13 protein-coding genes and 1 tRNA gene are annotated in these 14289 nt (G+C 30.9%); 10 read left to right on the top strand and 4 right to left on the bottom strand.

Annotated features, from left to right (window positions below):
- Window positions 1–2: 2 nt before the first annotated feature.
- From L2Z92_RS13525 to L2Z92_RS13480, 10 genes are all read left to right on the top strand, one after another.
- Complete coding sequence (locus L2Z92_RS13525) at window positions 3–767, top strand: TIGR02757 family protein (RefSeq protein WP_236454351.1); 765 nt, start codon at window positions 3–5, stop codon at window positions 765–767.
- A 152-nt stretch (window positions 768–919) separates the two neighbouring features.
- Window positions 920–1081, top strand: coding sequence for a DUF1328 domain-containing protein (locus tag L2Z92_RS13520; RefSeq protein WP_236454348.1), 162 nt, complete (start codon window positions 920–922; stop codon window positions 1079–1081).
- A gap of 315 nt (window positions 1082–1396) precedes the next feature.
- Window positions 1397–2296, top strand: a complete 900-nt coding sequence (locus L2Z92_RS13515; RefSeq protein ID WP_236454345.1) for an ABC transporter ATP-binding protein — start codon at window positions 1397–1399, stop codon at window positions 2294–2296.
- A gap of 3 nt (window positions 2297–2299) precedes the next feature.
- Window positions 2300–3139 carry an ABC transporter permease gene (locus L2Z92_RS13510; protein WP_236454342.1) on the top strand — a complete coding sequence of 280 codons (840 nt, stop codon included), beginning with the start codon at window positions 2300–2302 and terminating at the stop codon, window positions 3137–3139.
- 30 nt (window positions 3140–3169) lie between these two features.
- Window positions 3170–5182, top strand: a complete 2013-nt coding sequence (locus L2Z92_RS13505; RefSeq protein WP_236454339.1) for a T9SS type B sorting domain-containing protein — start codon at window positions 3170–3172, stop codon at window positions 5180–5182.
- 147 nt (window positions 5183–5329) lie between these two features.
- Window positions 5330–7348, top strand: coding sequence for a T9SS type B sorting domain-containing protein (locus L2Z92_RS13500; protein WP_236454336.1), 2019 nt, complete (start codon window positions 5330–5332; stop codon window positions 7346–7348).
- Window positions 7349–7416: 68 nt separating this feature from the next.
- Entirely contained in the window at window positions 7417–8424 is a 1008-nt protein-coding gene (locus L2Z92_RS13495) for a DHH family phosphoesterase (protein WP_236454334.1), read from the top strand.
- Between the two features lie 5 nt (window positions 8425–8429).
- Window positions 8430–8978 carry a gliding motility-associated peptidyl-prolyl isomerase GldI gene (gldI, locus tag L2Z92_RS13490; RefSeq protein WP_236454331.1) on the top strand — a complete coding sequence of 183 codons (549 nt, stop codon included), beginning with the start codon at window positions 8430–8432 and terminating at the stop codon, window positions 8976–8978.
- A 12-nt stretch (window positions 8979–8990) separates the two neighbouring features.
- Window positions 8991–10097 carry a peptidylprolyl isomerase gene (locus L2Z92_RS13485; RefSeq protein WP_236454328.1) on the top strand — a complete coding sequence of 369 codons (1107 nt, stop codon included), beginning with the start codon at window positions 8991–8993 and terminating at the stop codon, window positions 10095–10097.
- A gap of 26 nt (window positions 10098–10123) precedes the next feature.
- Window positions 10124–11284 carry a peptidylprolyl isomerase gene (locus L2Z92_RS13480; RefSeq protein ID WP_236454325.1) on the top strand — a complete coding sequence of 387 codons (1161 nt, stop codon included), beginning with the start codon at window positions 10124–10126 and terminating at the stop codon, window positions 11282–11284.
- A gap of 70 nt (window positions 11285–11354) precedes the next feature.
- Here L2Z92_RS13480 and L2Z92_RS13475 read toward each other — a convergent pair whose 3' ends face one another.
- From L2Z92_RS13475 to L2Z92_RS13460, 4 genes are all read right to left on the bottom strand, one after another.
- The gene (locus L2Z92_RS13475) at window positions 11355–11792 is read right to left on the bottom strand and encodes a hypothetical protein (RefSeq protein ID WP_236454322.1); all 438 of its coding nucleotides are present in this window, start codon (window positions 11790–11792) and stop codon (window positions 11355–11357) included.
- An 84-nt stretch (window positions 11793–11876) separates the two neighbouring features.
- A complete protein-coding gene (typA, locus tag L2Z92_RS13470; protein WP_236454319.1) occupies window positions 11877–13673 on the bottom strand; it encodes a translational GTPase TypA in 1797 nt (598 codons plus the stop codon).
- 146 nt (window positions 13674–13819) lie between these two features.
- On the bottom strand, window positions 13820–14071 hold the full coding sequence (rpsT, locus tag L2Z92_RS13465) for a 30S ribosomal protein S20 (RefSeq protein WP_236454317.1): 252 nt from the start codon (window positions 14069–14071) through the stop codon (window positions 13820–13822).
- A gap of 146 nt (window positions 14072–14217) precedes the next feature.
- Window positions 14218–14289, bottom strand: a tRNA-Glu gene (locus L2Z92_RS13460).

Genomic DNA, 14289 nt, shown 5'->3' with positions numbered 1-14289 from the left:
TAATGACTCAAACTGAACTAAAAGAATTTTTAGACGAAAAAGTAGTATTATACAACAATCCCGATTTCATAACATCCGATCCAATACAAATTCCACATCTATACTCATTAAAAGAAGATATCGAGATTTCTGGTTTTCTAGCTGCAACAATAGCTTGGGGAAATAGAAAAATGATTATCAACAATGCAAAAAAATTAATGGATATCATGGGAAACTCTCCATATGATTTTGTCATGTCCCATTCTGAAAATGATTTAGAAAAACTAGAAAATTTCGTTCATAGAACTTTTAATAGTATTGATGCCGTTACTTTTATAAAATCGTTACAGAATATTTATAAAAACCATAATGGTTTAGAAAACGTTCTTTCAAAAAACATAAAAAACAATTCTACTCAAAAAAGTATTTCTGAGTTTAAAAAAGTCTTTTTTGAAATTCCTCATCAACAAAGAACTACAAAACATATATCAGATCCTCTTAATAATTCTGCAGCAAAAAGGATCAACATGTACCTTCGTTGGATGGTTAGAAATGACAAAAAAGGTGTGGATTTCGGCATTTGGAAATCCATCCCAACTTCTTCCCTTTCTTGCCCACTAGATGTTCATTCTGGAAATATGGCACGAAAACTTGGGCTTCTTTCTCGAAAACAAAATGATGCAAAAGCACTTTTAGAACTCGATACCAACCTACGTTTATTAGATAGCAATGATCCTGTAAAGTATGATTTTGCTCTATTTGGATTGGGCGTTTTTGAAAAATTTTAATGGTTTCCTATTAATTATGGAAATAGTATAACAATGTTAAAAAATATTGTAAATCAAAAACCTTTAAACATACATAAATTTGTAAAAGAAAATGAGAGTAGAATTATATATCACTCTCAAACAAACAATTTACAAACTAAAAATTTATTATTATGTTAAGATGGACAGTTACATTTATTATTTTAGCAATAGTTGCTGGAATTTTCGGATTTAGTGGAATTGCAGCTGGAGCAGCTAGTATTGCAAAAATACTTTTCTTTGTTTTTATTGTACTTTTTATACTATCTCTCATCAATGGAAAAAGAAAATTTTAAACCAAAAAAATCGTGTAAGTCCGCATTTAATTAACTTACACGATTTTTTTATTTCCACTTCGCTATAAAACTGCTTCTTCCTACTTCAACTATTCTCTTCTCAATTTTTAACTTTTATTTCATCATTTCTACATTATTTCTTTGATAAATAAACCCAATACAAAGAAATTAAAAGCAAACACTAAATTCTACATGATTTTTAAGCTTTATTTTTAGTACTCAATAAATAAAAATATAAGATTTTTTAAAGTGTTTTATATTTATATGTAACAAACACCTATTAATTTCGTCTTGTTATTATAAAAATAAACTATTTTGGAAACTATACTAACAATTAAAAACCTTGACAAAGTTTACAATAAAAAAGTACACGCTGTAAAAAATGTGTCTTTCGAAATTTATAAAGGAAATGTTTATGGAATTTTAGGACCAAATGGTTCTGGAAAATCAACTACCTTAGGAATTGTACTCAATGTTGTTAACAAAACTTCTGGTGAATACCAATGGTTTAATGGAAATCTAGAAACACATGATGCACTTAAAAAAGTAGGTGCAATTATTGAACGTCCAAATTTCTATCCCTACATGACGGCTGAAGAAAACCTGAAGTTAGTTTGTAAAATTAAAAGTATTCCACTTACCAAAGTATATGAAAAACTAGAATTAGTTGGCTTATTAGACCGTAAAGACAGTAAGTTTAGAACTTTTTCACTAGGAATGAAACAACGTTTAGCCATTGCTTCTGCTCTATTAAACGACCCGGAAATTCTAATTTTAGACGAACCAACAAACGGGCTAGATCCACAAGGAATTAGACAAATTAGAGACCTTATAAAAATAATTGCTTCGCAAGGAACTACTATATTATTAGCTTCACATCTTTTAGACGAGGTTGAAAAAGTATGTAGTCATGTAGTTGTTTTAAGACATGGAGAAATGCTATATCAAGGCTCAGTTGACGGAATGCTTTCTACTGAAGGTTTTTTCGAACTTAAATCCGAAAACCTAAATTTGTTAAAAGAAAAATTAACACAACATGTTGCTGTAGAAAACATATTGCAAGAAGAAGACAAATTAGTAGTACATCTAAAAGAAAATTTAGAAGCTAAAGACTTAAATGAATATTTGTTTAAAAACGGAATTATACTACAACATCTTGTTAAACGAAAAAATAGTCTTGAAGAACAATTCCTTGAACTAACAAAAAACAAATAAACGATGAAACGATTACTCTCAATAGAATTTCAAAAATTATATAAAAACAGAGCTAGTAAGTTTTTAATTGCAACCTACTTTGTTCTCTTATCCTTTATTGCATTAATTGCTTCTATTAAATTTGAAATTGGAACCTTTAGACTACATATTGCTGAACAAGGAATTTTTAATTTCCCATTTATATGGCATTTCAACACTTTCATGGCTTCTATTTTTAAATTATTTCTGGCAATTGTAATTGTCTCAATGATGGCCAATGAATACAGTTATGGTACTTTAAAACAAAATTTAATTGATGGCTTAAGTAAAAAAGAATTTATAATATCTAAGTTTTTAATGGTAATTGTTTTCGCATTTGCATCAACTGCCTTTATCTTTATTTTATCCTTAATTCTAGGATATTCGTTCTCTTCTTATACAGAATTATCAATAGTTTTCTCAGATTTAGAATACCTTTTAGCTTATTTTGTAAAGCTTATTGGATTTTTCTCTTTTTGCCTTTTCCTAGGTATTTTAATCAAGAGAAGTGCTTTTGCATTAGGTTTTCTTTTAGTATGGTATATTTTTGAAAACATTGTTAGTGGCCTTTTAAGATGGCAAATATTTCCACGAACTGATATTTATCAATCTATAGACCAATTTTTCCCTTTAGAAGCTATGAGTAATCTTATCAAAGCTCCTTTTACAAGATTATCTGCAATTAAAAACATTGAAACAACAATATCGGGAGAAGAAATTGTAAGAGATTTTGGAGTTCATTCTGGAGAAATTCTAATTGTTCTAATTTGGACATTGATATTTATATATTTATCATTTTGGATAGTTAAAAAAAGAGATTTATAGTATCTTTGCAGAAGCTATTAAACAAAGAAAATGAGACATTTTTTAATCATTATTATATTTTTATCATTCCAAAATGGTTTTACACAAAACATAATAGTAGATGAAACCTACACTGCACAACAACTTGTGGAAGACATACTTCTAAACGGTGGTTGTGCAGCTGTTACCAATGTAGTAGTATCTGGCGGGAATTATACTTCTGGAGAAAAAACATATGGTTATTTTAACAGTAATGGCTCTTCGTTTCCAATGAATGAAGGAGTCATTTTAAGTACAGGAAAGATTATTAATGCTCCTGGTCCAAACAACAGTTTATTAGATGATGGTGGAGATATTAATTGGCCCGGAGACAATGATTTAAATACAGCTTTAAACTTATCAAATAGTTTTAACGCAACAGTTTTGGAGTTTGATTTTATTCCACAAGGTTCAAAAATTAGCTTTGAATTTCTTTTATCCTCCGAGCAATATTTAACCAATCCTAGTTCTAATCAATGTAATTTCACTGATGGTTTTGCTTTTCTTTTAAAGGAAGTTGGAGCAACCAACTATCAAAATTTAGCATTAGTTCCTGGAACAACAATACCAATAAAAGTGAATACTGTTCGCGGATCTGGAACCATTTGTCCACCTGCAAATGAACAATATTTTGATGCCTTTAATGGTAGTAATTACCCAACAAACTTTAACGGTCAAACAAAAACATTAACCGCTGAATCTAATGTGATTGCTGGAAACCAATATCATATAAAACTAGTGATTGCAGATGAAGGAAACCATCGTTATGATTCTGCAATTTTCTTAAAAGGAGGCAGTTTCAATACTAACATAACCTTAGGTGATGATAGAACTGTGACAGGAAATAATCCAGTTTGTAATGGAGAACTTCCATATACTTTAGACACCAATACAAGCGGAAATCATAAGTGGTTTTTAAACGGAATTGAATTAATTGGAGAAACAAATTCAACATTAACAATAACATCACCTCAAGATGGTGAATATTCAGTAGAAATAATCATTCCTGGCTGTACACCGAATGCGACCGATTCAATAACGATTGAATTTGCTCCCGATTTAGTCACCAATCCTACACCTTTTACGGAGTGTGACGGAGATAGTGTTCAAGACGGAATACATACTTTTGATTTATCTCTAATTATACCTGAAATCTATTTAAATTTACCATCAAACTATCAGGTAGAATTATTTGAAAGTACAACAGCAACAGTTCCTTTACCGCTCTCCTATCAAAACACAACACCTAATCAGCAAATTATATATGCACGAATAACAAATATTCCAAATTGTTATTCTACAATAAATACCCCAATAACATTAAGAGTAAATACTTTTAGTAACATTATTCTAGATGAAACAAAAAGTATCTGTGAGAACACAAATATCATTCTAACAGCCGATAATGGTTTCCCATCTTATTCTTGGAACACAACACCAATTCAAAACACTCAAAGTATTACTGTAAACGCTTCTGGTACATATTCAGTAACTATTACAAATGCTCTTGGTTGTAAAAAAATTAAGACTTTTACTGTTGTAGATTCACAAATAGCTACAATTACTACCATTATAATTAATGATTTTGAAGAAAACAATACAGCTACAATTAGTTATACTGGAAATAGTGATTATGAATTTTCATTAAACGAAATAAACTATCAAAACAGTAATGTATTCAATAATCTTTCCGCTGGTGAATATACCGTTTATGTTAAAGATAAAAACGGATGTGGAATAGTTTCGGAATCATTCTATATCTTAGATTATCCAAAGTTTTTCACTCCAAATGGCGATGGTTATAATGACAGTTGGCAAATTAAAAATCTAAATAAAAGAGGGTTAGAAAATAGTAAAATATACATTTTTGATCGTTATGGAAAATTATTAAAACAAATAAATCCGCAAGGAGAAGGCTGGAACGGAAATTTCAACAACGCTCAGTTACCTTCCGAAGATTATTGGTTTGTCTTAGAATTATCAAACGGAAAAACAGTAAAAAATCATTTTTCGCTTAAACGGTAATAAAGAAGAAATATATAAAACTAGGTAAGTTTCAAAAATAAATTAAATTTTATTAGTTTTTCACAAAATAACGGGTATTTATTATTAAAAGGAGGTAGTTAAAAAATAGATTTATAGTATCTTTGCTGGTATTATTATTTTTATTAAATGAAATATTTCTTTACCTTTCTTACGTTTTTTATAATTCAAAAAAACATCGCTCAATATATATCCGTTGATGAAACTTACACTGCTCAACAGCTTATTGAAGATGTACTAATTAACAGTCCTTGTGCATCAATAACTAATGTAACTGTTTCTGGAGCAAATTTTGCTTCAGGAGAAAAGTCTTATGGTTATTTCAGTGGAGCAGGAACAACATTTCCTTTTCAAGATGGAATCATACTTAGTACTGGTAAAGTTTCGGAGTCACCCGGACCAACAACACCTTTAGCTGATAGTGGAAATGGTATTGGATGGTTAGGAGATAACGATTTAGATCAAACATTAAGCGTTTCTTCTAATAATGCTACAGTTTTAGAATTTGATTTTATACCAACTGGTGATCGAATTAGTTTTGACTACATCTTTTCATCCGAAGAATATGAAGACAATACCAATTATCCATGTCGATTTTCAGATGGATTTGCCTTTTTATTAAAAGCTGTAGGTGCAACTAACTATCAAAACTTAGCACTAATTCCAAATACAAATATACCTGTAAAAGTGACTACTGTTCACCCAGCTATAACTGCTGCAGGTGGTTGTCCTGCTGAAAACGAACAATATTTCGATGCCTTTAATGGCACAGAGCACCCAACTGTATATAATGGTCAAACGGTTGTTTTAACAGCACAAGCAAATGTAATACCTGGGACTCAATATCATATTAAATTAGTAATTGCAGACGAAAGTGATTCTAATTTCGATTCTGCTATTTTCCTAAAAGGAGGCAGCTTTAATTTAGGTCCGAATCTTGGAGACCCTAGATCTATAGCCTCAGGAAACCCAGTTTGTCCTGACGAAATACTTACAATAGATGCTACTACTACAGGAGTAACTTCTTATCAATGGTTCTACGAAGGAAATCCAATTCTTGGAGAAACAAACCCTATATTAACATTAACGCCTCCACATACAACTGCTCAAAATGGAACCTACGGTGTCGATTTATTTTACAGCACTTTATGTACCCCTAGATCTGAAATAGATTTAGAGTTTGTACCCGATTTAACTATTGGACAAGATAGCTATAGAGAATGTGACTATGAAGGTGCGCAAGATGGGATTCGCACATTTGATTTGAATTCAATAATTCCTCTTCTATTTCCAGGTTTACCAGCTGGTTATACTGTTGCCTTTTTCGATAGTACAACATCAACAACTCCTCTAGCTTTAAACTACACAAACACAACTCCGTTTCAACAAACAATTTACGCTAGAACAACCAATATAGAATGTTTTGGAAACATACCCGTAGAATTAAATGTAGACATATTCAGTGAAATTGCTATAGATGAAACAATACATCTTTGTGCAGGAACAACAAAAGTCTTAGATGCTGGTGCTGGATTCATATCTTATTCTTGGAATACAACACCTATACAAACTACTCAATCCATTACAATAGACTCAGCAGGCACTTATGAAGTAATTCTAGAGAACGCAAATGGCTGTTTAAAAACAAAAACTATAACCGTACTTCCTTCCGATATTGCTATTATTCAAAATATCGAAATTATTGATCTTGCAGAAAACAACACCGCAACAATTATTGCGATAGGAGACGGAGAATATGTTTATTCACTTAATGAAATAAATTACCAAGAATCAATTGTATTTCAAAATTTAGCTGCTGGAGAATATACTGTTTTTGTTAAAGATAAAAATGGATGTGGAATTAGCTCTCAAATTTTTTACATCATAGATTATCCAAAATTCTTCACACCAAATGGAGATGGATACAACGAAACTTGGACGATTAAAAACCTTGAGAAAAAAGGACTTGAAAATAGCAAAATCTATATTTTTGACCGCTATGGTAAATTATTAAAACAAATTCATCCAGATGGAACTGGTTGGAATGGTACTTTCAATGAAAAACCTTTACCATCAGGAGATTATTGGTTTGTATTAGAATTAGCTAATGGAAAAAAAATCAAAAACCACTTTTCATTAAAAAGATAAATCAAAAATAATATAATTCCTTACTTACAGACCTTTCCATTAATAGTAAGAAATAAGAAAAACACAAAATGTTAAACAATATAGAGATTACAGAAATAAAAGAACTACTTAGTAGTCCAAAAAAAATCACAATTATTTCTCATAGAAATCCAGATGGTGATGCCATGGGATCTTCATTAGGACTATTACACTTTTTAAAACAATTAAATCACGAAGTAGTTTATATTTCTCCAAACGAATATCCAGATTTTTTAGCTTGGTTACCTGAGACTAATAAAGTGGTGATTTTTGAAAGAGAATACGACAAAGCATTACCTATATTACAAAATAGTGATATCATTTTTACATTAGATTTCAATGCCTTACACAGAACTGGAGATGCAATGCAAAAAACATTAGACACGCTTACCAATCTAATGATAATGATAGATCATCATCAATTGCCAGATGATTATGCAAAATATACTTTTTCCGATGTAACCTACGGATCAACTTGTCAAATGGTTTATGACTTTATAAATACTTTAGGCTATAACGATTTAATTAATACAGAAATAGCTTCGTGTTTATATACTGGAATCGTAACCGATTCTGGTAGTTTTCGTTTCCCTAAAACAACATCAGAAACACACATTTGTGTGGCTGATTTAATAGAAAAAGGAGCAAACAATAGTCAAATTCATAGCGCTTTATTCGATAATTCTAGTTACGCTAGATTACAATTACTTGGAAAAGCACTTCAAAATTTAAAAGTTTTTCCAGAATTAAACGCATCATACATTACACTTAGCCAAGAAGAATTAGATTCTTTTGATTACAAAAAAGGTGATACAGAAGGAATTGTAAATTACGGATTAAGCATTGAAGGAATACTTGTTACAGCGATTTTTATTGAAAACAAAGAAGAAGGTATAATCAAAATTTCCTTCCGTTCCCAAGGAGGATTTGATGTTAATGAATTTGCTCGAAATCATTTTCAAGGTGGCGGACATATAAATGCTGCAGGTGGTAAATCTTTTTCTAGCTTAGAAGAAACTGCAAAACAATTTATTACTATTTTAGCAAAAGAAAATTAATAAAAATGAAAATATTATTTCAATTATTCATCGCTAGCATTCTATTAACTAGCTGCTCACAACAAAAAGCTAGAAAACCTATTTCTCAAACCAACGGAAGCTTCATAAAAGAATCCATTGAAAGAAATAAGGAATTAATTGCAGGTGAAGAAAAACTGATTGATTCAATAATCAAACAGGACACTTTAAAAGAATATATAGCTTCTAGTAAAGGATATTGGTACAAATACGAGACTAAAATTAACGAAGAATCGATTTTACCGAAAAAAGGAGACATTGCCTATTTTGATTATCAAATTCACGACATCAACAATAAAGTCATTTATTCTAAAGAAGATTTAAAGCCACAAAAATATGTTGTCGACAAACAAAATATAATGATGGGATTACGTGATGGAATAAAATTAATGAAAAAAGGGGAAACAATAACTTTTCTTTTCCCTTCACATATGGCATTTGGTTATCATGGAGATGACAATGAAATAAATCCAAATGAACCACTAATTTGCACCGTTAATTTAATCGATTTACAACAAGAAAACTCAAACAAATAATTAATATATTTCATGAAACACTTAACACATCTAGTTTTAGGACTATTAGTCATTTTCAGTTCATGCTCTAATCCATATTCAAAATTAGAAGATGGAATGTACGCAGACATTTCTACCAATAAGGGTTCTATCATTGTAAAATTAGAATTTGAAAAAACACCAATTACAGTAGCCAATTTTGTTAGCTTAGCTGAAGGAAAAAACCCTTATGTAAACGAAAGTTATACAGGAAAACCTTTCTATGATGGATTGACATTCCATAGAGTAATTCCAGATTTCATGATACAAGGTGGTGATCCAGCTGGTGACGGATCAGGAGGGCCTGATTACAGGTTCAAAGATGAATTTCATCCCGAATTACGACACAATAAGAAAGGAATATTATCTATGGCAAATGCTGGTCCAAACACAAATGGAAGTCAATTTTTCATCACACATAAAGAAACCCCTTGGTTAGATGACAAACATACTGTTTTTGGAGAAGTAGTTACAGGCATAGAAATTGTAGATTCAATTGCGGTTGGAGATATCATCAAAAAAATTACAATTGTAAAAAAAGGTACGGATGCTAAGAAATTTGATGCTGAGAAAATTTTCAAAAACTACTTTCCTTCTGCATTAGAAGAACAAAAAATTGAAGAAGAAAAGCAACGAAAATTAGCTGAGAAAATTGAAGTAATAAAAGCTCAAAAAGCAGTTGACATTAACATGCTAAAAGCCGAAGGCACAAAGACAAAATCGGGTTTAATCTACAAAATACTAACCAAAGGTGACGGTAAAAAGCCAAACCAAGGAACTGAAATATTAGTAAATTATGCTGGTTGGCTACAAAACGGAGAACTTTTTGATAGCAATAGACAAGAAATAGCTATGACATTTGGGAAATTCGACCCAGCAAGAGCTCAGCACAATGCATACGCTCCTTTTCCTTTCCCGTACGGAAACAAACAAGGACTCATTACAGGCTTTTTAGAATGTTTAGACATACTTAACTATGGAGATAAACTAATCGCTTACATCCCTTCTAATCTAGCTTATGGAACTCAAGGTTTTCAAATGATTCCACCAAATACAGATTTAGTTTTTGAAATTGAAATGTTAGAAAAACCAACTAAATAATACTTTTATAAATGAATACTAAAAAAATGAAATCTTTACTCTTTCTACTTTTAACAACAATTTTTTCTGGATTTGCACAAAAAACAGATGGACTATTTGCTGAATTACAAACTTCTAAAGGAAAAATAGTTCTACAATTGGAGTTTGAAAAAACACCAATCACAGTAGCTAATTTCGTTTCTTTAGCAGAAGGAAAAAATGAGTCTGTTAAAAAAGAGTTACAAGGAAAGCCATTTTATGACGGATTAAAATTCCATAGAGTAATCGAAAACTTTATGATTCAAGGTGGTGATCCATTAGGAACTGGTTCTGGAGATCCTGGATACAAATTTACTGATGAAGTATCCGATTTAATTCATGATAAAGCTGGTATATTATCAATGGCAAATTCTGGTCCAAAAACCAACGGAAGCCAATTCTTCATTACACACAAAGAAACTCCTTGGTTAGACGGAAAACATACTGTTTTTGGTCATGTCGTTGAAGGTTTAGACGTAGTCAATGCTATTGCTCAAAATGATATTATAGAAAAAGTAACTATTATTAAAAAAGGAAAAGCTGCAAAAAGATTTAAAGCAGACAAAGTCTTTAAAAACTACATGGAAAACAAAGAAGAGGAAGATAAAAAAATTTCTGACTTAAACATTGAAAACCTAAAGAAAATAACAAAAATTCAAGAAGCAAATAGAAAAAAACAGGCTGAAGCTGAAGCTCTAAAAAGAAAAGAATTAGAGGCTAAATTAATGGCAACCTGCCAAAGCAAGGTTGCCTATTTTGCAACTCAAAAAGCGCAATCCTTAAAATTACCTTCAGGTTTAGAATATATTATTATAAAACAAGGAACAGGTGTAAAACCAAAAGAAGGTTCTCAGGTTTTCATTCATTATGCAGGCTTCTTTGAAGACGGTAAACTTTTTGATAGTAGCTACGAAGATGTTTCTAAAGAGTTTGGTAAATACGATCAAAACAGAGCCAATCAAAATGGATACAAACCTTTCCCTTTCCAATACGGAAAAAAAGGGGGATTAATTCCAGGTTTCTTAGAAGGCATAAACAACATGAATATTGGAGACAAAGCAATTATATTTATTCCACCTGCTTTAGGCTACGGAGAAGCTGGTGCTGGAGGAGTAATTCCACCAAACGCAAATCTAATATTCGAAATAGAATTATTGGACAAACAATAATATAACAATTACAGAATAAAAAAAGCTCCAACTGGAGCTTTTTTTATGTAATAAAGAATTAACACGAATATTACCCTTTAAACTTCCAATCGAATTCGTCGTTATTATTAAAAACCGCGCCAATTTCTATTTTAAAAATTTTATCATAATCAACATTTACAAAAAGCCAATTATCTTCAAAGAAATAATTTTCAGTTCCATCAACAATTTCAGTTTCAAACTGATTTAACTTATTGTTAGCTAAAACCGACTCAATATCATTCCATTTTCTACCTATTATTTTTTCTCCAAACAGCTCTAATTCTTCATTTATAGAAGTTATATAGCCCAACTGATATTCTTCCTCATCATAAAATGTTAATCTCATTTTGTGGTCATTATAAACATATACAATATTTTCTTCTTCATCAGAGTATTGTTTATTCGGCTTCCCATAAATAACTTCAACATCTTTTTGCTTCATTCCAAAAAGCAATTTACCAATTCCATATTTTAATTTTACTTCCATCTTTATTGTTTTTTAAAATTAAAAACCATCATACAAAAGCATGATGGTTTAAAGTATTATATTAATCAAAAACATTTAAATTCATTACAATTTAAAACGTTTTCTATCTGTTTCTGTTAAATATATTTTTCTTAAACGAATAGATTTTGGAGTTACCTCAACATACTCATCCTTTTGAATATACTCTAAAGCCTCCTCTAATGAGAAAATAATTGGAGGTATAATCCTTGCTTTTTCATCATTTCCAGACGAACGAACGTTAGATTGCTTCTTAGCTTTAGTAACATTAATACACATATCATCACTACGGCTATTTTCTCCAATTACCTGACCTTCATAAATTTCAGCATTTGGCTCAACGAAGAATTTACCACGATCTTGTAATTTATCAATAGAATAAGGAATTGCTTTTCCATTTTCCATAGAAATCAAAGAACCATTATTACGTCCTGGAATTGCTCCTTTAAAAGGCTCGTATCCAATGTAACGGTGAGACATAATAGCTTCTCCAGCAGTAGCAGTTAGCAATTGATTACGTAATCCAATAATTCCACGAGATGGAATGTTAAATTTAATAATCATACGCTCACCTTTACCTTCCATACTTAACATCTCTCCTTTACGTAAAGTAACAAACTCTACTGCACGTCCAGAAAGATTTTCTGGTAAATCGATTGTTAATTCTTCTATTGGCTCACATTTAACACCGTCAACTTCTTTAATAATAACTTGCGGTTGACCAATTTGTAACTCATACCCTTCTCTTCTCATTGTTTCAATAAGAACAGACAAGTGAAGTACTCCACGACCAAAAACCATAAATTTATCCGCAGAATCAGTCTCACCCATCTTCATCGCTAGGTTTTTCTCTAATTCTTTAGTTAGTCTATCTCTAATATGTCTAGATGTTACAAATTTACCTTCTTTACCGAAGAATGGCGAATCGTTAATTGTAAACAACATACTCATTGTAGGCTCGTCAATAGTAATCGTTTTTAATGCTTCTGGATTTTCAAAATCAGCAATAGTATCACCAATTTCAAAACCTTCAACACCAATAATTGCACAAATATCTCCAGCAATTACCTCTTCTACTTTTCTACGTCCTAAACCTTCGAATGTATGTAATTCTTTAATTCTAGATTTTATTACTTTACCATCTCTTTTTACTAAAGAAATTGGCATACCTTCTCTTAAAACTCCTCTTTCTAAACGCCCAATTGCTATACGACCTGTAAAACTAGAAAAGTCTAAAGATGTAATCAACATTTGTGGTGTTCCTTCAGAAACTTTAGGAGCAGGTACATTTTCAACAACCATATCCAATAATGCTTCAACATTATCAGTTATATTTTCCCAATGATCAGACATCCAGTTATTTTTAGCTGAACCATAAACAGCTGGAAAATCTAATTGTTCTTCAGTAGCACCTAATTCAAACATTAAGTCAAAAACTTTTTCATGAACTTCTTCAGGAGTACAGTTTTCTTTATCTACTTTATTAATAACCACACAAGGCTTTAATCCTAAGTCGATTGCTTTTTGTAATACGAAACGAGTTTGTGGCATTGGTCCTTCAAAAGCATCTACAAGTAGACAAACTCCATCGGCCATGTTTAATACTCTTTCTACCTCACCCCCGAAATCCGCGTGACCTGGAGTATCAATAATGTTAATCTTAGTCCCTTTGTAGGTAACTGATACATTTTTAGAAGTAATAGTAATTCCTCTTTCACGTTCTAAATCATTGTTGTCCAATATCAAGTCTCCTGTATTTTCGTTTTCACGAAATAATTGACAGTGATACATAATTTTGTCAACCAAAGTTGTCTTTCCGTGGTCAACGTGTGCAATAATTGCAATGTTTCTAATTGGCGTCATGCTATATTTTTTTCAAGGTGCAAAAGTAAACTTTATTTTTGGATAAAACACTATAATGTAGTTTACTATATTATTATTTACTAAATTTATTCCATAAAAAAAGCTCTCACGAAGAGAGCTTTAAATATTTTTTCAAGAATAAGCAACTAGATAGAAGCTACAAATCTTGTTAATTTTGATTTTAAGTTAGAAGCTTTATTAGAATGAATTACATTCTTTTTAGCTAATTTATCAATCATTGAAATTACAACTGGTAATTTTGCTACAGCATCAGCTTTTTCTGTTGCTAAACGTATAGCTTTAATTGCGTTACGAGTTGTTTTGTGTTGATATTTATTTAACACTCTTTTCTTTTCGTTGCTTCTAATTCTTTTTAAAGCCGACTTATGATTTGCCATTTTATTGTTTCTTTTTAATTTTAATAATTATTATAAACTACTAGTTAAAAAAGAAAAACCTCCCACAATTGCATCGAACAATCACTTTGGTTTTAACTAATAAAATTAAAATTCGAGACACTGAACTTTAATCTTATAAAACTTTGTAGCCCGTAGGGGAATCGAACCCCTCTTACATGGATGAAAACCATGCGTCCTAACCGATAGACGAACGGGCC

This window comes from Flavobacterium jumunjinense (genome assembly GCF_021650975.2).
Classification (GTDB): Bacteria; Bacteroidota; Bacteroidia; order Flavobacteriales; family Flavobacteriaceae; genus Flavobacterium; species Flavobacterium jumunjinense.
The sequence above is the reverse complement of the archived record's forward strand: the minus strand, read 5'-3'. Positions and strand labels throughout refer to the sequence as shown.

Excerpts from the sequence above, each read along its gene's own strand:
- L2Z92_RS13525 (WP_236454351.1), top strand. The coding sequence starts at position 3 with ATGACTCAAACTGAACTAAAAGAATTTTTAGACGAAAAAGTAGTATTA.
- L2Z92_RS13520 (WP_236454348.1), top strand. The coding sequence starts at position 920 with ATGTTAAGATGGACAGTTACATTTATTATTTTAGCAATAGTTGCTGGA.
- L2Z92_RS13510 (WP_236454342.1), top strand. The coding sequence starts at position 2,300 with ATGAAACGATTACTCTCAATAGAATTTCAAAAATTATATAAAAACAGA.
- L2Z92_RS13505 (WP_236454339.1), top strand. The coding sequence starts at position 3,170 with ATGAGACATTTTTTAATCATTATTATATTTTTATCATTCCAAAATGGT.
- L2Z92_RS13500 (WP_236454336.1), top strand. The coding sequence starts at position 5,330 with ATGAAATATTTCTTTACCTTTCTTACGTTTTTTATAATTCAAAAAAAC.
- L2Z92_RS13495 (WP_236454334.1), top strand. The coding sequence starts at position 7,417 with ATGTTAAACAATATAGAGATTACAGAAATAAAAGAACTACTTAGTAGT.
- gldI (WP_236454331.1), top strand. The coding sequence starts at position 8,430 with ATGAAAATATTATTTCAATTATTCATCGCTAGCATTCTATTAACTAGC.
- L2Z92_RS13485 (WP_236454328.1), top strand. The coding sequence starts at position 8,991 with ATGAAACACTTAACACATCTAGTTTTAGGACTATTAGTCATTTTCAGT.
- L2Z92_RS13480 (WP_236454325.1), top strand. The coding sequence starts at position 10,124 with ATGAAATCTTTACTCTTTCTACTTTTAACAACAATTTTTTCTGGATTT.
- L2Z92_RS13475 (WP_236454322.1), bottom strand. The coding sequence starts at position 11,792 with ATGGAAGTAAAATTAAAATATGGAATTGGTAAATTGCTTTTTGGAATG.
- typA (WP_236454319.1), bottom strand. The coding sequence starts at position 13,673 with ATGACGCCAATTAGAAACATTGCAATTATTGCACACGTTGACCACGGA.
- rpsT (WP_236454317.1), bottom strand. The coding sequence starts at position 14,071 with ATGGCAAATCATAAGTCGGCTTTAAAAAGAATTAGAAGCAACGAAAAG.